Origin of the sequence: Luteolibacter sp. SL250 (assembly GCF_026625605.1) — a bacterium.
Classification (GTDB): domain Bacteria; phylum Verrucomicrobiota; class Verrucomicrobiia; order Verrucomicrobiales; family Akkermansiaceae; genus Luteolibacter.
In genome coordinates this window covers 3457151-3478909 of the sequence record NZ_CP113054.1, presented here as the reverse complement: position 1 = coordinate 3478909, position 21759 = coordinate 3457151, and the positions used below count along the sequence as shown (strand labels likewise).

14 protein-coding genes and 1 tRNA gene are annotated in these 21759 nt (G+C 62.8%); 9 read left to right on the top strand and 6 right to left on the bottom strand.

The genetic code is table 11. The annotated features are described in order from the left end of the window. Positions 1-15 precede the first annotated feature (15 nt). From OVA24_RS15185 to hisH, 4 genes are read left to right on the top strand one after another with little or no spacing between them, the layout of a single operon-like run. Positions 16-2175, top strand: a complete 2160-nt coding sequence (locus tag OVA24_RS15185; protein ID WP_267670770.1) for a DUF255 domain-containing protein — start codon at positions 16-18, stop codon at positions 2173-2175. Between the two features lie 42 nt (positions 2176-2217). Continuing rightward, the gene (locus OVA24_RS15180; RefSeq protein WP_267670769.1) at positions 2218-3276 is read left to right on the top strand and encodes a PTPDL family protein; all 1059 of its coding nucleotides are present in this window, start codon (positions 2218-2220) and stop codon (positions 3274-3276) included. 9 nt (positions 3277-3285) lie between these two features. Next, positions 3286-3879 carry an imidazoleglycerol-phosphate dehydratase HisB gene (gene hisB / locus OVA24_RS15175; protein ID WP_267670767.1) on the top strand — a complete coding sequence of 198 codons (594 nt, stop codon included), beginning with the start codon at positions 3286-3288 and terminating at the stop codon, positions 3877-3879. Then, positions 3876-4490 carry an imidazole glycerol phosphate synthase subunit HisH gene (hisH, locus tag OVA24_RS15170; protein ID WP_267670766.1) on the top strand — a complete coding sequence of 205 codons (615 nt, stop codon included), beginning with the start codon at positions 3876-3878 and terminating at the stop codon, positions 4488-4490. Before hisB ends, hisH begins: the two co-directional genes overlap by 4 nt. 413 nt (positions 4491-4903) lie before the next feature. Here hisH and OVA24_RS15165 read toward each other — a convergent pair whose 3' ends face one another. Further along, a complete protein-coding gene (locus tag OVA24_RS15165) occupies positions 4904-7618 on the bottom strand; it encodes an MGH1-like glycoside hydrolase domain-containing protein (protein ID WP_267670764.1) in 2715 nt (904 codons plus the stop codon). Positions 7619-7801: 183 nt separating this feature from the next. Between OVA24_RS15165 and OVA24_RS15160 the strand changes: the two genes are divergently transcribed. After that, positions 7802-10789 (top strand): c-type cytochrome, encoded by a 2988-nt coding sequence (locus OVA24_RS15160; RefSeq protein ID WP_267670763.1) that lies wholly within the window; start codon positions 7802-7804, stop codon positions 10787-10789. A 47-nt stretch (positions 10790-10836) separates the two neighbouring features. On the opposite strand, the gene OVA24_RS15155 is transcribed toward OVA24_RS15160, so the two are convergent. The 4 genes from OVA24_RS15155 to OVA24_RS15140 are packed head-to-tail and all read right to left on the bottom strand — an operon-like array spanning position 10837 to position 14063. Continuing rightward, the gene (locus tag OVA24_RS15155) at positions 10837-11427 is read right to left on the bottom strand and encodes a riboflavin synthase (protein WP_267670762.1); all 591 of its coding nucleotides are present in this window, start codon (positions 11425-11427) and stop codon (positions 10837-10839) included. 44 nt (positions 11428-11471) lie between these two features. After that, positions 11472-12179 (bottom strand): hypothetical protein, encoded by a 708-nt coding sequence (locus OVA24_RS15150; RefSeq protein ID WP_267670761.1) that lies wholly within the window; start codon positions 12177-12179, stop codon positions 11472-11474. A gap of 18 nt (positions 12180-12197) precedes the next feature. Further along, positions 12198-12902, bottom strand: coding sequence for an SDR family oxidoreductase (locus OVA24_RS15145; RefSeq protein ID WP_267670760.1), 705 nt, complete (start codon positions 12900-12902; stop codon positions 12198-12200). Positions 12903-12932: 30 nt separating this feature from the next. Beyond that, complete coding sequence (locus OVA24_RS15140) at positions 12933-14063, bottom strand: M20 family metallopeptidase (protein WP_267670759.1); 1131 nt, start codon at positions 14061-14063, stop codon at positions 12933-12935. A gap of 139 nt (positions 14064-14202) precedes the next feature. On the opposite strand from OVA24_RS15140, the gene OVA24_RS15135 reads away from it, so the two are divergent. After that, positions 14203-14526 carry a YegP family protein gene (locus OVA24_RS15135; protein WP_267670758.1) on the top strand — a complete coding sequence of 108 codons (324 nt, stop codon included), beginning with the start codon at positions 14203-14205 and terminating at the stop codon, positions 14524-14526. Positions 14527-14678: 152 nt separating this feature from the next. Continuing rightward, positions 14679-14753 (top strand) — tRNA-Val (locus OVA24_RS15130). Between the two features lie 66 nt (positions 14754-14819). On the opposite strand, the gene OVA24_RS15125 is transcribed toward OVA24_RS15130, so the two are convergent. After that, entirely contained in the window at positions 14820-15509 is a 690-nt protein-coding gene (locus OVA24_RS15125; protein WP_267670757.1) for a hypothetical protein, read from the bottom strand. Positions 15510-16156: 647 nt separating this feature from the next. Between OVA24_RS15125 and OVA24_RS15120 the strand changes: the two genes are divergently transcribed. Both OVA24_RS15120 and OVA24_RS15115 read left to right on the top strand, forming a co-directional pair. Then, positions 16157-16540, top strand: coding sequence for a hypothetical protein (locus OVA24_RS15120; RefSeq protein WP_267670756.1), 384 nt, complete (start codon positions 16157-16159; stop codon positions 16538-16540). Between the two features lie 316 nt (positions 16541-16856). Next, positions 16857-21758 (top strand): beta strand repeat-containing protein, encoded by a 4902-nt coding sequence (locus OVA24_RS15115; protein WP_267670755.1) that lies wholly within the window; start codon positions 16857-16859, stop codon positions 21756-21758. Position 21759 lies beyond the last annotated feature (1 nt).

Here is a 21759-nt window from a genome sequence, read left to right as displayed (position 1 = left end):
GCAGAACCAATGACCATGTCCCCCGCAAGACGTTATTGCCGGTATGCGTTGGTGCTGGCGCTCTCCGCTGCCTGCACCGTTTCATGCCGGAACCGGAAGGAGGCAGCCGCCCCACCACCTCCAGCAGTTCCGGAGAGTCTCCGCGGAAACCGGATCGGGGAGGTCCCGGGGCCGGTCTATCAGTCGCAGGCCGCATCCTCCATTCCCTGGCAGCCATGGAGCAGGGAAACCTTCAAGGCGGCCGGAGAGGCGGAACGTCTGGTGCTGGCGGTGGTCGTCATGCCCCAGCAGCAGGACTTCGCCTGGATCCTCCGCGGGCTGGAGAACGAACCCGTCGTCGCAAAGGCCATCCGTGATACCTACGTGCCCGTCCTGGTCGATGGGGATGTGGTCAGGGAAGTGGGCCTGCTGGCGGACCCTCTCTGCCGGGAGATCAAGCGGCAGCTCCAGATGCCCGTCTTCATCTGGATGACCCCCGGGGGGAATCCCGTCGCATGGATCCCCATCTCCGGCTCCAGCCAGGAGGAGATGGAGCAACTTTTCCTCCAGTCCCATGGCATGGTGGAGCGCATGTGGAAGGATGATCCCGACTACGTCCGGCGCAACAGCGCCCTGGACAACACCAACCGCCGCCAGCGGCTGGCGGACATCCTCAAAAACATCACGCCTGCCACCGACCCTGCCATGGAGAGCCTCAACGGCGCGCGGCAGTTGATGTCCCTCTATGATCCTGTCTCCCGCACGATGGATGAAACCGGAGGGCTTTTCCCGGTCGGTCCCATCGATGTCGCCGTGGCCTCCGGCCTGCTGCCCGGTGTGCCCGCCTCCCTGAAGGCCCGCGGAAAGGAAACCAGCGTGGAGATGCTGGAGGATCTGCTCACCAGCGCGATGTTCGATCCCCTGGAGGGAGGGGTGTTTTCCGGCAGGGTGGACCGCTCCTGGGCGCTCCCCATGTTCGGCTGGAACTGTCCGGACCAGGCGAAGGTGGCCACCGCCCTCTTCCGCGCGCATCGCCTGACAGGTGACGAACTCGCGCTCGAGCGGGCGGCGGGTGTGCTTGCCTTTGCGGAGCGCAGGTTCTCCGGGACGGACGGCCTGTTCCGTTTCGGCACGGTGCACACCATTTCGCCGAAGGACTGGATGTGGAGTGTCGGGGAAATCCGCAAGGCCCTTCCCGGACAGGATGCCGAATGGTGGATCGCGGCCACCGGCATGCAGGAACGCGGCAACCTGCCGCCGGAGATCGACAGTGCCCGGAGGTATTTCCGGACCAACACCCTGTCCCTGCGGCAGACGCTGGAAAAAACCGCCGCGGAACTGGGCGCGGATCCCGCCGCCTTCACCGCCAGTTTCCGCAAATCCCAGGAAACCCTCCGTGGCCTCCGCGAGGCGCGTTGGAAGAAGGTCCCCGTGGATGACATCCCCAGCGCATCGGCGAGTTTCAGGATGGTCTCCGCCTATGCCGCGGCCTACACCGCCACAGGTGAAGCCTCCTACCGCGAAAAGGCCGCCGCGCTGCTGGAACGCGCGTTCCAAGCCTTCTACAAGGACGGGGTTCTGAAAGCGGTGGCCGGGCAGGGGATCCCCTCCGTCACGGACGCGCGCGCATTCGTCCACGCCCTCGCCGCCCAGGCCGCGCAGGATGTCGCGGACATCACGCTCGACCCCGCTGCCCTGCAGGGGATGGAAGCCATCGTCACCACGGTGACCGGCACCTTCCTGAAAGACGGCGTTCTGATCGAGGTATCCCCCTCCGCAGCGGTTCTGGACCTGCCCATGGTCGATGCGTACCGGGTCTATGACGACAGCACCGGAGGGCTTTTCGCGCAACTGGAAGCCCGGGCACTGGGGGCCAGGGGGGATTTCCGTGAATCCCTCGGCAAGCTGGGCAGACCGCTGCCCTCCGCCGCCACCACCGCCCCGGTGCTCTACACCGACTCCATCATCGCGGCACTGGTGAAACATCACTCGCGGTCCATCCTCGTCGGAGCCGGGTTGTCCTCGGAGATGGCCGGCGCCGTTTCGAGGCTTCCCCTGCAATGGTTCCCGAGGGCGATTGCGAAAGATTCGGATGGAATTCCCGCCGGATCGGTGAGAGTCATTTCTCCCGATGGCACGGGGAAATTGATTGCCAATCCCACCGATCTCCTGAAGGAACTGTATTTGTCAGATTAACAATCCGGATTCCCCATCACTCCCAGAAAAACCCGACTCTGCATGAAATCCCGTCTCACCACCCTCATCCCGCTTGCCTGTGTCCTGATGTCCGCCGGTGCTTCCGCCGATACCTTCGTCCTGAAGAATGGCGAGCGCCTGGACGCGAAGATCCTCAAGGAGAATGATGATTCCTACGTCCTGTCCGTGAAGATCACCAAGAGCATCCGCGACGAGAAGACCATCGCAAAGGCGGATGTCGCCGAGATCATCCCCGAGAAAACCGATGAGGTCGCCTTCGAAGCGCTCAAGGGGCTGGTGCCGGCTCCGGACCTGACGGGGGCCGACGAATACTCCCGCCGCATCGCCCTGCTCACCAAGTTCACCAAGGAAAACCCGAAGAGCCCGCTGGTCGCCCAGGCGGAAACCATGCTCGCCACCCTGAAGTCCGAGCTCGCGGCGACCTCCGCCGGAGGCATCAAGCTCGAAGGCAAGATCATCCCCGCGGAGGAATACGCCAAGGACGCCTACGACATCGACGCCCGGATCATCGAGAAGCGCGTCCGTGAAGCCGCCGCCCGCGGCGACCTCCTTTCCGCCATGCGCGGCATCGACCGCCTCCAGACGGACTTCAAGCTCACTGAATCCCGGCGCGCGCTTCTCCCGCTCAAAGCCCAGATCCTCCGGGCCTACAAGGCGCAGATCGACGAGCAACTGGCCACCTTCGACGCCCGCACCGAGGAACGCCGCGTCGGCCTCGGACGGATGGCGGGGGATGCCCGGGCGAATGCGGAACGCGCGCTCGCCGAGGAACTGGCTGCGGTGAAGGCATCCGCAGGAACCGACAATGCCAGCAAGCCGCGGTGGGGTCTCACCCATCCTTTCGACAAGGACTCCCTCGAGGAAGCCCAGGAAACCATCGAGGACGAGATGGACGACACCATCGAGGACAACGGCAAGGACGCCGGAAAAGTCTACCGGAATATCCATCGCATCATCGGCGAGCAGAGCGATCCGGAGATCCTCCAGGACACTGTTTCCAAGGCGGACGAATATGAGATCCCCGCCAAATATACCGACATCCTCAAGGAAGCCGCCAAAGCCAAGGGCGCCCAGTTCTAACCATCCATCATGCCTGCATCCCGTACCGCCAGCCGCAGCCGGAAGACCGCTGAAACCGACATCGAACTGTCCATCGACCTGGACGGCTCCGGGGTTTCATCGATCGACACCGGCATTCCGTTCTTCGACCACATGCTCACGCTGTTTTCGAAGCACGGATTGTTCGACCTCAACGTGAAGACCGATGGCGACATCGAGGTGGACGGGCACCACACGATCGAGGATACCGGCATCGTCATCGGTGACTGCATTCGCGAGGCACTGGGTACGAAGGAAGGCATCCGCCGCTACGGCTGCTGCTACCTTCCCATGGACGAGACGCTGGCCCGGGTGGTGGTGGACCTGAGCAACCGCCCGCACCTGGAGTTCCGCGCCCCGGCGAACACCGCTTCCGCGCCGAACATGCCCTTCACCCTGGTGGAGGAGTTCTGCCGCGCCGTGGCGTCCAACCTGCGGGCGAACATCCACGTCGAGCTGCTCTATGGCCGCGACGGCCACCACATCGCGGAGGCCATCTTCAAGGGCCTCGCCCGGGCGCTGCGGGACGCGTGCGAGCGCGACCCGCGGGTGAAAGGCATCCCCAGCACCAAGGAGGCGTTGTGAAGGTTTCCCTCATCGACTACGGCGCCGGGAATCTCCGCAGCGTCGCCAACGCGCTGCGTGCCATCGGCGTGGAGCCTGACATCACCGCAGGACCGGGCATTCCGGAAGGAACCACCCATCTGGTCCTGCCGGGCGTCGGTTCGTTCGGTGACTGCATGGACGAACTGTCGAAGCGCGGCCTCATCGAGCCGATCCGGCAGTGGGTCCTGGACGGGAGGCCGTACCTGGGCATCTGCCTGGGCTACCAGATCCTTTTCGAATGGAGCGAGGAAACGCCCGGTGTCGCCGGTCTCGGCGTGCTGCCGGGCGGGGTGAAGCGTTTCATCGACCAACCGGGGCTGAAAGTGCCGCACATGGGCTGGAACTCCGTCATCCCGCGCAGGGCGGAAGCCGGCAACTGGCGGGACCTGGGTCCGGCGCCGTATTTCTACTACGTCCACTCCTACTTCCCCGTGCCTGCGGATGACTCGATCATCGCCGCGGAGACGGAATATGGGGCGGACCGCTTTGCCGCCGCCGTCGAGCGCCCGAACCTGCTGGCCTGCCAGTACCACCCGGAGAAAAGCCAGGAGGCAGGCCTCCGTCTCATCCGCAACTTCCTGGGAGTGTAAGGAGGGAGGACATGGCGGCGGAGCCGCTATGTCCGCTGCGCTCCCATTCCTGTCCTCCGGCTGCATTGGCGAATCATAAAAAGATCACCGCAAAGCCACAGAGGCCACAAAGATATGCAAAGACCAATGAGGTTTCTCTGAGCGTTGTCAGACTTCGGAAGATTCACTGCGGGTTATCTTCTTTCCTTTCTTTGCGTTTTCTCTGCGCCCTCCGCGGCTTTGCGGTAAATTCTCTCTGATCCGCCATTACCGCCGAGTAAGGAGGACGGACATGGTGTCTCTGCCGCAATGTTCGCTTCGCTCCCATTGCTGTCCACCGGGCATTGGCGAATGAAGGAACGTGGCTGTTCTGTTAGGAAACCCCATTGCCATGGGTTCCCATTGCAGCCGGAGGACAGGAGTGTCCTCCCTCTTTACCTCACCGGGTTCACTTCCTTGCCGCCCTGGATGGCGCACATGCTCTGCGGGTTCACCAGCTTCTCGCGGCGCTCACGGACCAGGCGGACCACCAGTGCGGTCCAGCCGGTCTGGTGGGAGGCGCCCAATCCTTCGCCGGTCTCCGCGTGGAAGTACTCGTGGAACAGGAGGAGGTTCTGCCAGTGCGGCACGTCCGTGTAGCGTTCCGCGTCGCCGAAGCAGGGGCGGTAGCCCTTGTGATCCGGCATGAACAGGGAGATGAGCCGGTCGCACAGGTCGATGGCGACCTCCAGCAGCGTCTTCATCTTTCCTGAGCCGGTGGGATGCTCGATGGTGAACGTGTCGCCGTAGAAGTAGTAGTATCTCTCCAGCGCTTCGATGATGAGGAAGTTGATGGGGAACCAGATCGGTCCGCGCCAGTTGGAGTTGCCGCCGAACATGTCTGTGGTCGCCTCGCCCGGGGTGTAGGCCACCTCGTGGCGTTGGCCCGCATGCTCGAAGACGAAGGGTTTCTTCCAGTGCGCCTTGCTGAGCGAGCGGATGCCGAAGTTGGAAAGGAAGTCCTCCTTGCTGAGCATGCGTTGCAGGCACTTGCGCAGCCGTGCCTCCGATGGGATGGCCAGCAGGCAGCGGCCCGGATTCTTGCTGCCGGGCACGCGGCGGACGGTGATGTATTTCAGCAGCTCCGGGCGGTTGGTCAGGAACCAGTCCATCCGTTTGCGGAAGCCGGGCAGGGAGTCGATCGTCTTCTGCTTGAGCACCGTCACCGCGCAGAGAGGCAGCAGCCCCACCAGCGAGCGGATGCGCAGCGGGATGGGGTCCTCATGGTCGATGATGAGCTGGTCGTAATAGAAGCTGTCCTGCTCATCCCACAGGCCGGTGCCCCCCAGGGAGTTCATGGCGTCCGTGATGCTGACGAAATGCTCGAAGAACTTCGAGGCGATGTCCTCGTAGGCGGGCTTCTGCAGCGCCAGTTCCAGCGCCATGGCCAGCATGGTCAGGCAGAAGGAAGCCATCCACGCGGTGCCGTCCGCCTGGTGCAGGCGGCCACCACCGGGCAGGGAGGAGGAACGGTCGAAGACTCCGATGTTGTCCAGCCCGAGGAAGCCCCCGGCGAACACATGGCGTCCCTCCACGTCCTTGCGGTTCACCCACCAGGTGAAGTTGAGCAGCAGCTTCTGGAACGCGCGCTCCAGGAAGAGGATGTCACGCTCGCCTTTCTTGTCGGCGATCTTGTAGACCCGCCAGACCGCCCACGCGTGGACGGGCGGGTTCACGTCGGAGAAGTTCCACTCGTAGGCGGGGAGCTGGCCGTTCGGGTGCATGTACCACTCCCGCAGCAGGAGCAGGAGCTGGTGCTTCGCGAAGGCCGGGTCGATCGCCGCGAAGGGCAGCATGTGGAAGGCGGTGTCCCATGCGGCGAACCACGGGTACTCCCACTTGTCCGGCATCGAGAGGATGTCGCGGGCGTAGAAGTGGGGCCAGTCGTTGTTGCGGCCCTCATAGCGGTTGGCCGGCGGCTTCGCCATCGCGGGGTCGCCCTTCAGCCAGTCCTCCACCACGTAGTGGAAATATTGCTTCGTCCACAGCAACCCGGCGTAGCCCTGGCGGCAGATCATGCGCTCATCCGCGGAGATGCCGGAGGGGATGACCTGGTCGTAGAACTCATCGCTTTCCCCGGCGCGGGCCGTCATCGTTTCGTCGAACTGCTCCAGCCCGGTGATGCCGTTGTCCTCCTTGATGGAGTGCAGGCGGCAGCGGATGACCACGGACCCTCCCGCAGGCACCGTGAACTGGAGGTGGGCCGCGGTCTTCGTGCCGGTGGGGTTCGGGGAGACGGCGTCCTTCTGGCCCTTGATGATGAAGTTGTGGAACGCATCCTTCACATGGGGTGTGATGTTCTCCGTGCCGAAGACCGACTGGTTGTTCGTCTCGTTCTCGGTGAACAACCATGGAAAGCCGCCGACATCCGGTGAGTCCACGATGAAGCGGTAGGTGCCCAGTTTTTCATGGAACGCGGTGATGCCTTCCTCCTCCAGTGAGATCACCGGCTTGAGCAGCGGCATGTCCCGCTCGTTGCCCCAGACCCAGTCGTTGCGGAACCACAGGCTGGGCAGGACGTGGATGGGGGCTGCCTCCGGGCCGTGGTTGGTGACGGTGATCTTCCACAGCAGGTCGTCCGGCGAGCGCTTCGCCACTTCCTGCATGACGTCGAAGTAGCGGCCGCCGTCGAAGACTCCCATGTCCGCGATCTCCAGCTCCGGACCGGTACGGCCCAGCCGCTGGTTCTCCACGCGGATGGCGGTGTAGGGGTAGGTGACCTGCGGGTACTTGTAGAGTGCCTTCGTGTAGGAATGGGTGGGGGTGGAGTCCAGGTAGTAGTAGCACTCCTTCACATCCTCCCCGTGGTTGCCCTCGTTCCCGCCCAGACCGAAAAGCCGCTCCTTCAGGATGGTGTCCTGGCCGTTCCAAAGCGCGGGCGCGAAACAAAGGTGGCACTGGCGGTCGCTCCAGCCGTTCAGGCCGTCCTCACCCCAGCGGTAGGCACGCCGCCGGGCCTGGTCGTGGGGGAAGTTCGCCCAACTGTTCCCATGCTCGGAGTAGTCCTCACGGACGGTACCCCACTGCCTCTCGCTGAGGTAGGGCCCCCAGCGCTTCCAGTTTTTCTCGCGCTCCTTGTCTTCGGCAAGGCGTTCGTGTTCCCGAGTCATGTCGCGCACAACTAAGCAGTATCCGTGCGCAACCGCCAGAAAGAGTGAGTTTCGCGGAGGTGAAACCTGTGACGGAGTATGGGTTTATTTGTGTTTTTCTTTGGAAAAATGGTTTTTTCTGGTCCGGTTTTGAAATTTGGCCCAGCCTGCGACCGTTAGAAATCCCACCTTTCCCGACAACCCATGCGACCTACCCCGTCCCTGTTCCTGCGGCCTGCCCTGGCCGCCATTTTTCTTTCCGCACTCCCGCTCCATGCCCAGGAGAAGACCCCTTCGTGGATCTGGGATAAAAAAGGCGGGGCCGACGGTCAGGAACTCCACATCCGCAAGGTATTCACCGTCCAGGGAGGGGAGAAAGTCCGCCTTTCGGCCACCTGTGACAACGAAATGGCCGTCTTCGTGAACGGCAAGAAGATGGCGGCGAGCAAGGAGTGGGAGAACCCGGCCAGCGTGGACATCACCCCGGCGCTGGTGAAGGGAAACAACCTCATCGCCGTCAAGGCGGTCAACCGTGGCAATGGCGCCGCCGGCTTCATCGCGAAGCTGGTCATCGAAAAGGAAGGGAAGAAGGAGGAGATCGTCACCGACGCCTCATGGAAAGTTTCCGCAAAGGGCGGGAAGGATTGGAACACCTCGGCGACGCTGGACGACAGCGGCTGGGCGTCCGCCGTGCCCGTCGGTCTGGCAGGGGAGGGACCATGGGCCGGACAGATCAAGGCGAAGACGCTCGACAACGTGGCGGACGTGAAGGAGCCGGAGGCCACTCCGGTGGCAGCGATCAAGGTGAAGGAAGGCTTCAAGGTGGAGCTGCTCCATACCGTGAAGATGGCCACGGAGGGTTCATGGGTCGTGTCCTGCTTCGACGACAAGGGACGGCTCATCGTTTCCGACCAGTACGGCGGGCTTTTCCGCGTGACGGTGCCCGCCATCGGCGGAAAGCCGGAGGACACCAAGGTGGAGCCGATCCCGGTGCAACTGGGCGAGGCGCAGGGGCTCTGCTGGGCGTTCGGCTCGCTCTACGCGGTCACCAACTCCGGCAAGTATCCGCGCGGCCTCTACCGCGTGACGGACACCAACAAGGATGACGTCCTGGACAAGGTGGAGCAGCTCCGCCAGTTCGCCCCTGCGGGTGGCGAGCACGGGCCGCACGCCGTCCTGCCAGGGCCTGATGGAAAATCCCTCTACGTGGTCGTAGGCAACCAGACGCCCATCACGGAGATGAGCGGCAGCCGCGTGCCGAAGCACTGGGCGGAGGACAACCTGCTGGAGCCGCCGCTGGTCGGCCGCGGCTTCATGCGCGAGGTGATGGCCCCCGGAGGCTGGGTGGCGAAGACCGACAAGGACGGCAAAGAGTGGGAGCTGGTCACCACCGGCTTCCGCAACCAATATGACGCCGCCTTTGACAAGCATGGCTCCCTCTTCACCTATGACGCTGACATGGAGTGGGACTTCAGCGTGCCGTGGTACCGTCCCACCCGCGTGTGCGAGGTGATCAGCGGCGGTGAGTATGGCTGGCGCTCACTTTCCAAGAAATGGCCGGTGCGCTGGGAGGACGGACTGCCTCCCGTGTCCGACATCGGTCCGGGATCCCCGACGGGCGTCTCCTTCGGCTATGGCACGAAGTTCCCTGCGAAATACCAGAACGCGCTCTACGTCGCGGACTGGAGCTATGGAAAGCTCTACGCCGTGCACCTGAAGCCGGACGGCGCGGGCTACAAGGCGGACTTCGAGGAGTTCATCACCGCGAACCCGCTGCCCCTCACCGACCTGTCCGTGAACCCGAAGGACGGGGCGATGTATTTCATGATCGGCGGCCGCCGCGTGCAGAGCGGACTCTACCGCGTGACGGCCGTTTCACCCGCAGCCCCGGCACCCGCTCCGGAGGCCCCGCCGTTGCTGGGGCTCCGTCACCAACTGGAAGCCTTCCACGGCAAGCAGGACGCGAGGGCGGTGGACTTCGCCTGGAAATACTTCGGCCATGAGGATCGCTTGATCCGCTTCGCCGCCCGCATCGCTGTCGAGCACCAACCGGTGGCGCAGTGGAAGGACCGGGCGCTGGCGGAAAAGGATCCGCGTGCCTCGCTGACCGCACTCATGGCGCTGTGCCGTGCCGGGGAAGGGGACAAGGCCCTGCTGGGACCGGTGCTGGATTCCCTGGACCGGATCGACTTCTCCAAGCTCAAGGGCCTGGACCGCGAAACCTACGTGCGTAACTACCAGCTTGCGTTCGCCCGCTTCGGTGAGCCGGAGGAAGCCGTGCGCGCGAAGGTGGCGAAGAAGCTGGGCGCGCTGTTCCCGACGAAGGAACCATGGCTGGATGTCGATCTGGCGGAAGTGCTGGTCTATCTGAAGGATGCGGATTTCCTGCCGAAGGCGGTGGCCATCCTGGAAACCGCACCCACCCAGGAGGAACAGATCGCGCATGCCAAGAACCTGCGGCTGGCCAAGGCGGGCTGGACTCCGGAACTGCGCGAGCGGTTCTTCAAGTGGGTCTGCCTGCGCGCTCCGCTGCTGAAAGGTGGTGCCAGCTTCCCGATGTTCATGGCGGATCTCAGGAAGGACGCCATCGCCGGACTGACGGAGGAGGAGAAGGTGAAGCTCAAGCCCATCCTCGAGGCCAAGCCGGAGGTGAAGGGTCCGGAGTTCGACTACGCGGGCCGGAACTTCGTCAAGGAATGGAAGGTGGAGGACATCGACCCGGTGCTGGCGGTGGGTCTGGAAGGCGGGCGGAACTATGAGAATGGCCGCAACCTTTTCGGTGCGACGGCCTGCTTCGCCTGCCACCGCTTCGGGAGCGAGGGCGGCGCCATCGGCCCGGATCTGACCAGCGTGGCGGGTAAATACAGCCCGCGTGACCTGCTGGTGCACATCATCGAGCCGAACAAGGAGATCAGCGACCAATACGGTCAGCTCGAAGTGACCCTCAATGACGACTCGAAGGTCTATGGCCGCATCATGAATCTGAGCGGCGACAAGCTGATGCTCAACACGGACATGATGAATCCGGACGCCGTCACTTCCGTGGACCGCAAGCGGATCAAGGCCATGGACCAAAGCAAGACCAGCATGATGCCACCGGGCCTGCTCAACACCTGCAAGGACACGGACATCCTGGACCTGCTGGCCTACCTGCTGAGCAAGGGGAACAAGGAAGACCCGCTGTTCAAGTAAGGGGCATCAGCAAAGCCCTCCGCCCGCATGCGGCGGAGGGATGCGGCTCAGGCGCGTGCCGCCAGCAACTTGTCCACGTGCTTTGCCAGCAGGTCGGCCTCCAGGTTCACCGGCTGGCCTTCCGCCGCCGCGCTGAGGTGCGTGTGGTCCCACGTGTGCGGGGTGATCCAGAACACGGCGCTGCTTTCCCGCAACTCCGCGATGGTCAGGGAGATGCCGTCGATGGCCAGCGATCCCTTGTCGATGCACAGCCGGTGGATCTCCGGTGGCAGGGAGATCTCCAGCATGTGGTCCTGCCCGTGCGGGCTGATGGCGATGATGCCGCCGGTGGCGTCCACATGCCCCTGCACGAAGTGCCCGCCCAGCCGGTCGCCGACGCGCAGCGCGCGCTCCAGATTGACGGTGGAGCCTTCCTTCAGGTGGCCCAGAGAGGTGACCTTCAGCGTCTGGCTGAGGATGTCGAAGGTCACGCCGCCTAGCTCGAAGGAAGCGACGGTGAGGCAGCAACCGTTGACCGCCACGGAGTCGCCGAGGGCCAGTTCCTCCGCAAACGGGATGTCCAGCAGCAGCTTCGCCTGCTCCCCGAGGGAGGTCAGGGAGACAACGGTGCCGGTGGCTTCAACAAGTCCTGTGAACATGCGCAGAGGATGCAACGGCTCCCGCCAATGGCAAGTAGGGAGCCTTACTTCCTCCGCATCTTCCTTACCACCAGTAACACCCCACCGGCCATCACCGACGCCAGTCCCGCTCCCGCTGCAATGATCCAGCCCGGCACCGGGATCTTTGCCTTGAAATGGATCACCACCGGCTTGCGGATGGCGGCGGACAACGGCTGGTCCCAGATCTGGGTCAGCCCTCCGTTCTCCGTCCGTGTGGCGGTGGATTCCTGCGGCACCACCGGCAGGTGGAGGATGTAGGTCAGCCTGCGATTGCGGAATTCCGAAGACGGGATGAACGCGGTCGGGAGCGCCTTCCCGGGGGAGACGGTCCTCGTGAAGTCCACCGCCAGCCCCTCGCGCTTCACTTCGAAAATTCCGGCCAGATGCTCCAGTGATCCGGGGACACGCTTGCCTTCGATGGAGGATTTCACCTTTGAAATCTCCTCCACGGAGGTGAACGCCAGCTTCACCTCGATCTTCAGCCGGTCCCCGTCCATCAACACTTCGGAAGTCGAGCCGGGAAAGTCCGCCAGCAGCGAATCCAGCAGCTCCTCCACGCCCTCCGTGCCACCTTGGAACTTCGCCGCGGTCGCGGGGATGTTGTAACGGAAATGCGCCCGTCCGCTGCCGTCCGCCTCCAGCCACACCTCCTCCCGCCCGTCGATGCAGGAGGAAAGAAGCAGGGCGTACGCCGCCAGCAGGACGGACAGGATGGCTCTCAGCGGCGTCATGGATCCACGGCCACCCTACTACATGTGCTGGCCGCTGCCACGCACGAGAATGTCACCGATCTCCACGTGCGGAGGGGCCTCCAGGATGCAAAGGATGGTCCACGCGACATCAAAGGGATCCAGCATCTTCATCGCCGCCTTGGTCTTTGTCAGGGATTCCTCCCGGCCCCGGAAATACTGCTCCAGCATCGGCGTGTCCACGAAGCCCGGGGAAACCGATCCCACCTGGATGGGGGAGTCGATGGATTTCAGCTCGCTGCGCAGTGCATCCGTCACCGCCCGCACGGCGAACTTCGTCGGCGCGTAAAAGCCACCTGACGGCGGCACACGGTGCCCGCTCATGGAGCAGACGTTCACGATCCGGCCGCCATTGGCGGGGAAGTGTTTCAGGGAAAGCTGGCAGCACTGGGAGAGCGCCATCACGTTCACGCGCCACATCTCCTCCCAGTCCGTCGGATTTCCGTCGATGATCCTGGAAAGGTAGGCGACCCCCGCGCAGTTCACCAATCCGTCGATCTTTCCCAGTCCGTGGAAAATGGAGGAGATCTCCTCACGTTTCGTCAGATCCGCCACGATGGGGGACACATCCTCCGACAGGGCGGAAGGATTGCGGGTCACCCCAAGCACATTCGCGTTGCGGGCGACCAGCAGTTCACAGAGCGCACGGCCGATGCCGCTGGAGGCACCGGTGACGAGTAGTGTTTTACCTTGGAGGGACGACATGAAATTCAGGCGATACTACGTGCGGAATCGTCACTTCGTTGCGAGATCGCGGATGAATTTCTCAAAGAAAGCCGCTCCTTTTTCGAGGTCGTCGATGGAAATGAACTCATCCACCGTGTGCGCCTGGTCGATCGACCCGGGGCCGATGCAGATGCTGGGGATGCCGCCGTCGGAAAGATGCGCCGCATCGGAGAACCACGGCGCTCCCGCCAGCTTTGATCCGGCGGCCAGCAACGCCTTGATCACCGGATGATCCGCCGGCGTCTCCATCGGCGGATTCTCATGCGGGTTCACGATCTCCACCGGCAGGTCGAAGTCCGCGATGGTGTCCGCCAGCAGCTTCAGCGCGCCGCCGCTTTCCGCGAGGGAAGGGGTGATGCGGATGTCGATGACGGCATTCGCCAGATCCGGCACGATGTTGGGCCGGGAACCGCCGTTGAAGACACCCACGTTCATCGTGGACGTGCCCAGCACCGGATGGGTGAAGGTGGCCAGCTTTGTCCCCAGGTGGTGGTCCAGTGTGTCCAGTGCCCGTGCCAGCTTCATCACCGCGTTCTCCCCGCGCTGAGGCTGGGAGCTGTGCGCCGCCTTTCCGGTCGTCCGCAGGGTCGTCCAGAGCGAGCCTTTCGTGACGTGCACCACCTCCATCGAGGTAGGCTCGCCCACCAGCGCGAAGGTGTATTCCTGCGCGTGGTTCTTTGCGAAATCCTTTGATCCCCACTGGTTCGACTCCTCGCCCATGAATGCCACGAAGTCGAAGGCAATGGGGGAACTTTTCTGGAGTTCCCGCGTCTGGCGCAGCGCCCACAGCATCGCAGCCATCGGGCCTTTCGTGTCGGACGCGCCGCGCCCCCACACCCTGTCGTCACGGATGTCCCCGCCGAAGGGATCGATGGTCATGCCACCCACGCCAACCGTGTCCAGGTGCGGGCCGAAAAGCACCCGCGGGCGGCCATCCGTCGGCGCGAAGCGGGCGATCAGGTTGGGCCTGCCCGGGCGGATCTCCTCCAGCGTGACCTCCGCGCCCAGTGCCTCCAGCCAGCCGCTCAGGAACTTCGCCATCTCCGCCTCTCCGGTCAGGTCGGTGCCTGGGGTATTCTCCGGATTGACCGAGGGGATCCGGACCAGATGCTGGAGCAGGGAGACGACATCAGCGGGCATGCGGATAGACTCGGTGTTCATCCGTCGTGAGGCAAGGACGGAGGGGGAATGCGGAGAAATGCGTCGCGCGGAATGCATGCGTTCTTGCATTTTTCCGGGTTTCTGGACAATGGCGGATGAATCGAATCCCCAAAGATCCATGAGTTACGAAATCAAGACCGACGCCGCCGGAAAGTTCCGCTTCAACCTCAAGGCCGGCAACGGCCAGGTCATCCTCAGCAGCCAGGGCTACGCCACGAAGGCGGACGTTCTCAGCGGCATCGCCTCCGTGCAGAAGCACTCTCCGGACGACGGGAATTTCGAGCGCAAGGACTCCGCGAAAGGGGAACCCTATTTCGTCCTCAAGGCGAAAAACGGCGTCGTGATCGGCCAGAGCGAGATGTATTCCTCCACCGCCGCCCGCGACAACGGCATCGCCTCCGTCCAGAAGAACGGCCCGTCCACGGACGTGAAGGAAGTTTGACCGGGAAGGCGAATTTCCGGAGTGCGGCTCCTCCGCCAAGGGCGGGGCGAGGCCCGCAAAAAAACCTCCGGAGATTTTCACTGAATTGCTTGCCAAGCCATCACCGGATCCATAATCCTCCGGCCCGCCCGATTCCGGGCGGCAACATCAAGGCGCGCTTAGCTCAGTGGTAGAGCACATCCTTCACACGGATGGGGTCGCAGGTTCGAACCCTGCAGCGCGCACCATCTCTCTCCCGGCCTCCAAGCCGGGTTTTTTGTTGGGGGCTGCAACGCGATGTCCGAAGGCAAAGCCTAGCCGAGAATTGAACGTGCATCGGCGTCCAGGCGGGCAGGGATGCAATCAATCGGGACGATCAAGCCTTCAGGCGTTCTCACCACGTTGGCTGGCCTCAGGTCGAAAACGGCAACGTTGTTCCGGATGAATGCGAGGGAATCCGCGTAGCCGACAGAGAAACGCGCCGGAAGTTGTCTGAAACCCAGTGCGGAGATCATCAGGTAGATGATCTCATCGGGAGATGCCGATGATCCCTTGATGTGGGGCTGTCGGGTGATGATTCGCGGAGAACGACGCGCCCCTCCGATTCCGACGAACGTTACCTGATCGGCGAAAAGTTCATTCTGGAGATCGATCCGATCAAGATACTCCAAAGGAAGTGCAGGCTCCAAGGCTGGAGCACATGATTCGAATGAAACAATGTAACCTGCGGCAGCAGGCTTGGTGAATTTCAGCCAAGTCCGGATTTCCTCGTCGTACGTCAGGTCGTGCTCCCGGCCGCCTTCTTTCAGCGGCTGGAGCCCTTCGAAGTGGCATCCAGCCCCTTGCGCCCATCGGACAAGTCGGCGGAAACTTTCGTCGTAAACCGACCATTCGTCGATTTCGCCATCCGGTCCACTTGGGCGTAGGCTTCCTGCGAGGTCGTTGCAGGCCTCGCTGAGCGAGCGGTCGCGATCCGGTTGAGGTAGGCGGACTGGTTCATTCAACTGGAGCGATCCTAGCGCACGGTTCCCTTCATTTCCACTGAAATTGGTTCCCTTCTTCGGAACTGAAAATCCGCCCTCTTTTCACGCTGCTGCGACCACCGGGGCCCCGGATTCACGGCAGCGAGAGTCGGAGGCTTTATGCTCCGCCTCTGAAGGCTTCACTTGCCTCTCGACTTAGCTGAAGGGATGGTTACCCGGAATGGGTTCTTCCCCGCACGCTGCCGCCCAAATCTTCCGTAGTTTCAGAATCCTCTCCCGAATCGACTCTTTGCTTCGATTCAAATCAATGGCGGAGGGTTCCGTGATTCGAGAGAAATACGGAGCCTGGACCAAGGTAGCCAGGACGGTATCGGGCCTTGGCGCGGAACCTCCCGAAGCACCTGTTAGCTCTGGACGGGCGTTCCGGTTCGAAATCCTCTCCCGTCTCGAACCCATTCCGGAGTGAACCGATAGCTTAGGTTCGAACCCTGCAGCGCGCACCATTCCAAGCCCGGCTTTCCCGCCGGGTTTTTTGTTGATCTGTGTTGAAGGCCGGGGAGTCCTGTTGTGGAAGCTCCGTATTGCCGGCAGATGCGGGATGGGTCTCCGGATGGTTCTGGACAATGGCGTGGGGGTTGTGGTATCCGGCGAATCAACGAATAGTTGTAATGAGCGGCTACATACAGATTTCCCAGCTCCCATGGACTGATATTCCGAGGCATCTCCTGGGTTCATTCATCAATCTGAAAAATCGCGTGAAGGACCATTCTCTCGAAGAGAATAACAACAAGGACCGTGAAACAGGGCTGAAGGTTTTCAAAAACAACTATGGAGACAGCGGGAGCGGATCACCCCTGCCTTCCCTGAGTCACGGGACGATTTATTTGGAAGGAGATCTGGGGCAGGCGAGATCGACTGACCCCCAGGGGCCACGGGGGAGGAAGCGTGTGGTTTTCATGGTCAGAAAATCCGACCACTCGATCATGGCCGCTTTTGTCTCCGAGCAGCATCATCTCCGGGGTGGATACGCCCAGGTGAGGGACAAAGGATGATTCCATGTCCCGGCGGAGCCGAAAGCTGGAGCGGACAACGACGGTTTCGGTGGTGCTGACGACCTGGATCGGGATGAGTCTTTTTAACTTGGATCCAAGGAATGGGATCATTGATTTTTCCGGCCACAGCCGTGTTGGACGGAAAAAGAGCATTTTTCTTGCTTTCTGAGCACGTTTCAAATAGGCGGTCGCCTTGAAAATCCATCGTGTTGCCATCCCCATCTGGCAACCGGCCTGTCATCCACACTCCCCCCGAAAAACCTGACCCCAGGGGAGAAATGGCTGGTATCTCAAAGATGAGAGCCTCCTGCGTTCGATGAAACCCACCTCCAATCCGTTCCTGCGTACCCTCCTGTCCGGAATCCGCGCTCCATTCCAGCTTACGCTCGTCGTAACAGCGGGTATGCTGTCGGGGGCTTGGGCGGCGAACGACCTTTACTGGGACATTGACGGAGCCACCGCAGGGGGATCCGGTGGCAGCACCGCCGTAGGGAACTGGGGGACCAGCACGTTCTGGAGTGACAGTGCGGCGGGCTCCTCCGCCACACTGACCGCCACGACCACCAACATCAACGACCTTCACTTTTCCGCAGGCACGGACGTCACCGGTGCCTCCACGGTCACCGTCACCGGCACGCAGTCGGCGAACATGCTGATCTTCGAGGAAGGAGCGGTCACGCTCAGCGGCGGCACCTCGATCACCCTCGGTGGTGGCGGTGGCGTAACCCCGGGCCTCCAGTTCGTGAACGGTACCGGTGCCAACATCATCAACACGGCTCTGGTTCTCGGTGCGGACTCCACGTTCACCAATCTCGACAACACCACGCAAGTCATCGGCGGCGGGATCACCGGCACGGCGAACCTGATCATCAACAACAACAGCACCGGGGGGACGACCATCGGCACCACCGGCACATTGAACCATGCCGGAACGGTGACGAACTCCGGTTCCGGAGCGGGAGCAACCCTGATCAGTTCCGTGATCGGCTCCAACGTCGGTGTGATCACCCAGGACAGCACTACCTCTTTTTTGCGCCTCACGGGGGATAACAGTGCGTTCGCCGCTGGGGTGTACATCAAGTCCGGCACCGTTACCGGAGCGACGAGCGCCAATGCCTTCGGCTCCGCCGCGATCCGCCTGGGCAATGACTCCGCCGCAGGTGTGGGAAACAACGCGTCCGCCACGCTGGTGCTCAATTACGGTGGCACCTACGCAAATGACGTCGTTCTCGGAAACACCAGCGGCGCGCTGACCATCTCGACGCCGAACTCGTCGACGGCGCAGGTCCTCAGTGGCGGCATCAGCGGCAACAACAACCTCATCCTGAGCAACACGGGAGCCCAGACCTTCACCATCTCCAGCTCCGCAGGAAAGGAGATCACCATCAACGGAACGATCACCGGTGCCAGCACGACCACGAGTGCCACCACCATTTCCCAGAAGATCAACAGCGGCGTCACGGGCATCATCCAGAACGTGCAGGGAACCAGCGCCAGCACGCTCAACCTGACGAACACCGCAAACGCTTTCAACGGCAATATCACCGTCCTGCGCGGCAACATCGGCTATGGCGGCACGGGTGCCTTCGGCGCGGTGACCAACAGCGTCATCCTCGGCGATGCCGCCGGAGCGGTCGGCACCTTCAACGACGCGTCGCTGGTCATGACCGGCGCCTATACCATCACCAATCCGATCATCCTCGAAGCGAATGCCGCCGGTCTGCAGCGGATCGTGGCGACCACTGGATCGACCCACACAATCAACTCGGACATCACGCTCAATGGCAAGGTTCTGACCTTTTCCCACAATTCGAGCGGAGGTAGTGCCGTCATGAACGTCCACAGCGCCGCGGGATCGTTCATTGGCAATGGCTCGCTGGTCAACGCGGGCACCAGCACCGGTATCGTCAACCTTGCCGGGTCCATTGGTTCCAACGTCACCAGCGTGACGCAGAACAGCGCGACGTCCCAGTTGCGTCTGGCCGGTAACAACGCGTTCGGTTCGCTCATCATCAATGCAGGTGCTGTCGAAGGCCGCCAGGCGGCGGGCATCACCACCTCCCTCGGTGGTGGCACCGTGACCCTCGGTGGTTCCGGCACGGACTCCGCCTCCCTGTTCGGACAAGGCGTCAACGCGACCTTCGGCAACGCGATCGTCCTCGGCAGCACCTCCGGCACGCTCACCATCGGTGCCCTCGCCGCGACCGCTCCGGTCACGTTCACCGGTGGCATCACCGGCACCAACAATATCAATCTCAGCGCGGGATCGAATGCGGCGGGCGCGTCTCCCGTGACCTTCTCCGGTGGCTCCATCAACAACACCGGCACGATCACCAACGCCACCGTCACCGGCACCAGCGAGATCACCATTTCCAGCGTTATCGGGTCCAATGTGACCGGGCTCATCCAGAACAGCGCGACCTCCGGCATGACGCTGCTCGGCGCGCAGACTTTCACCGCACCGATCACCATCACCCAGGGAATCCTCTCGCTTGGCGCCGACGCTTCACTCGCGGGCGGCACGATCAATGTGAACGGCGGCACCCTGCGTGCGGCCGGGAACAACGCCATCGGCACTTCCGGAAGTCCGGTGATCACCATCGGCGACAACAGCTCGCTTTCGCTCCAGAGCGGTGGCATCAACACTCTGCTTCTAAATACCACCACCCCGGCCTCGAACGTGCTGAGCTTCTCCAGCAGTGTGGCAAGTGCTTTCAAGGTGGACTTGCTCGGCTCGACGTCCGACCTGGTGGATATCGGCAGCGGTCTGGTTTCCATTGGCTCCGGGCCGGTCACGATCAACGCCAACGCGATCGGCCAACTGACGGCTGGGACCCGCACGATCATGACCTCCGCCAACGGCGGTCTTAACGCCGGTGGTGGCTTCGTGCTGGACCAGACGACCGGGAACTTCGGCGGCTCCCAGATCTCCCTCACCAATCTCGGGACCTCTCTGGTGCTGAACGTCACCGCCGCTTCCGCGGCTCCCACCGTCCTTTATTTCAACGGCTCCCAGGACAACAACTTCTCCACCTTCACCGGCGGAAACACCAACAACTCCAATTTCAGCACGGACGCCGCGGGCACCGTCAATGCCTTCGCCGCTCCTGACGCTGGCACGGAGTTGCACATCCAGGCCACCAACCTCGCCAGCGCCACGCGCACCGTCACGCTCGGCCGGGATTTCGCGATCAAGTCGCTGTTCATCGACTCGCAGGTCGCCAACGCGCTGACCATCGCCTCCGGCGTCGGTTCCTCGGCGCTGACCATCGGCCCCAGCTCTGCCAGCGAAGGCATCACCGTCAATTCGTCGGCGGGTGGCACGGTGGCCATCAGTGCGCCGGTCATCCTGGCGGGGAACCAGACCTTCACCAACAACTCGGCGAACCTGCTCACGATCTCCGGCGGCGTCAGTGGCACCTCCAACCTTGAATTGAAAGCGAACGCCGCTGGGGGCATCACCATTTCCACCGGCGGACTCACCACCACCGGCACGCTCGTCAACTCCGGCAGCGGCACCGGTGTCGCCACCATCAACGGCGTCCTTGGTTCGAACATCACCAGTCTCCTCCAGAACTCAGCCACTTCGAACATGACGCTGTCCGGATCGGCGGCGAACACGTTCACCGGCCCGACGACCGTGACAGCAGGCTCGCTGACCTTGGGCAAAACCGCAGGTGTGACGGCCCTCACCGGGGATATCCTCATCAACGGAGGCAACCTCTCGTTCTCCGCCGACAACCAGATCGCGGACACCGCCGCGGTGACCCTCACCGCGGGCACCTTCAACACCACCGCCGGGGTTCCCAATATTGGTTTCTCGGCGCTCGATGAAAAGTTCACCACGCTCTCGGTCTCCGGCACCGGCCACTACAACAACGGCAACAACGCCGCGGAGACGGGTGTGGAAATCACCGGAACCGCCACCTTCACCGGTGGTAGCGGCGCGAGCTTCTTCGGCGGCAGCGGCACGTTGTTCACCGCGAACACGCTGAATCTGATCAATATGTCGAGAACTTCGACCTCCGCGACCGGTGCGCCGACCCTCGCGCAGATCAGCGACGGCTTCATCGTGTTCGGCAACAACGCCGAGCAGAGTGTCATCAACGTCGGCAGCGGTGGGCTCAACCTGGAAGGCAGCAACATCGTCCTGCGGGCCGGTATCGGCGGCAGCAAGGTGACGCTCGATGGTGATGTGACCACCACCGGCAGCTCCACTTCCGGCATTGTCTTCGACGCCACCGGCGGTACGACCGGCAGCACTTCGGTCGACCTGGCGAAGACCGCGACGGGTGCCACGACCCGGACCTTCAACATCGGCGGCGGGGGAGCGGACATGCTCATCGGAGTGGCCGTTGCGAACGGCTCCTCCAGCGCCGCCACCCTCAACAAGACCGGCCTGGGTAAACTGACTCTCTCCGCAGCCGCCACCTACACCGGAGCCACCAACATCCAGAGCGGAACGCTGCAGATCGGCGCGGGTGGTGCGAACGGAAGCCTGTCGGCGTCCAGCGCCATCTCGATTTCCGACGGTGCCACCCTCAGGACGGCACGCAGCGGCACGCTCACCCTTTCCCAGGCCATCACCGGCGCCGGTTCGCTGGAAGTGGCAAACACCGCCACCGGTATCACCAGCCTGACCGGAGCCGACAAGGCCTACACGGGTGCGACCGTCGTCAACAGCGGCGTCCTGAATGTGACCGCAGCCATCAACGCCTCCACTTCGATCCAGATCAACGACGGCGCGTCGCTCGAACTGGGAGCCAGCCAACGGATCCTGGATTCCGCGGCGATCAGCCTGATCAACGGGAGCACCCTCAACACCAAAGGATTCAGTGAAACCGCCGGTACCCTCAGCCTTACCGGTCTGGGTAACACCATCAATCTCGCCGACGGTGCGTCCATCCTTCAGTTCGCGGACTCCAGCGGGGTCGTTTGGGGCGGCAGTGTGAACATCCTCAACTGGACTGGTACCGCCACCACCGGTGGCGGCACCGATCAGGTCATCTTCGGAACCAGCAACTCCGGCCTGACCACCCCCCAGCTTGACTCGATCTTCTTCGTCAATCCCTTCGGCGACGGCAACACTTACACCGCGCAGTGGAGTTCCGGCCTCAACGGCGAGATCGTCCCGGGATTCATCATCCCCGAACCATCCGCCTTCCTGCTGGTTTCCATCAGTGGTCTCGGTTTGGCCATGCGCCGGAAGAGGAAGTGAG

Coding starts and splice junctions, on each gene's coding strand:
- hisB (WP_267670767.1), top strand. CDS start 3,286: ATGCCTGCATCCCGTACCGCCAGCCGCAGCCGGAAGACCGCTGAAACC.
- OVA24_RS15165 (WP_267670764.1), bottom strand. CDS start 7,618: ATGACTCGGGAACACGAACGCCTTGCCGAAGACAAGGAGCGCGAGAAA.
- OVA24_RS15185 (WP_267670770.1), top strand. CDS start 16: ATGTCCCCCGCAAGACGTTATTGCCGGTATGCGTTGGTGCTGGCGCTC.
- OVA24_RS15115 (WP_267670755.1), top strand. CDS start 16,857: ATGAAACCCACCTCCAATCCGTTCCTGCGTACCCTCCTGTCCGGAATC.
- OVA24_RS15150 (WP_267670761.1), bottom strand. CDS start 12,179: ATGACGCCGCTGAGAGCCATCCTGTCCGTCCTGCTGGCGGCGTACGCC.
- OVA24_RS15145 (WP_267670760.1), bottom strand. CDS start 12,902: ATGTCGTCCCTCCAAGGTAAAACACTACTCGTCACCGGTGCCTCCAGC.
- OVA24_RS15155 (WP_267670762.1), bottom strand. CDS start 11,427: ATGTTCACAGGACTTGTTGAAGCCACCGGCACCGTTGTCTCCCTGACC.
- OVA24_RS15160 (WP_267670763.1), top strand. CDS start 7,802: ATGCGACCTACCCCGTCCCTGTTCCTGCGGCCTGCCCTGGCCGCCATT.
- OVA24_RS15120 (WP_267670756.1), top strand. CDS start 16,157: ATGAGCGGCTACATACAGATTTCCCAGCTCCCATGGACTGATATTCCG.
- OVA24_RS15180 (WP_267670769.1), top strand. CDS start 2,218: ATGAAATCCCGTCTCACCACCCTCATCCCGCTTGCCTGTGTCCTGATG.
- OVA24_RS15140 (WP_267670759.1), bottom strand. CDS start 14,063: ATGCCCGCTGATGTCGTCTCCCTGCTCCAGCATCTGGTCCGGATCCCC.
- OVA24_RS15135 (WP_267670758.1), top strand. CDS start 14,203: ATGAGTTACGAAATCAAGACCGACGCCGCCGGAAAGTTCCGCTTCAAC.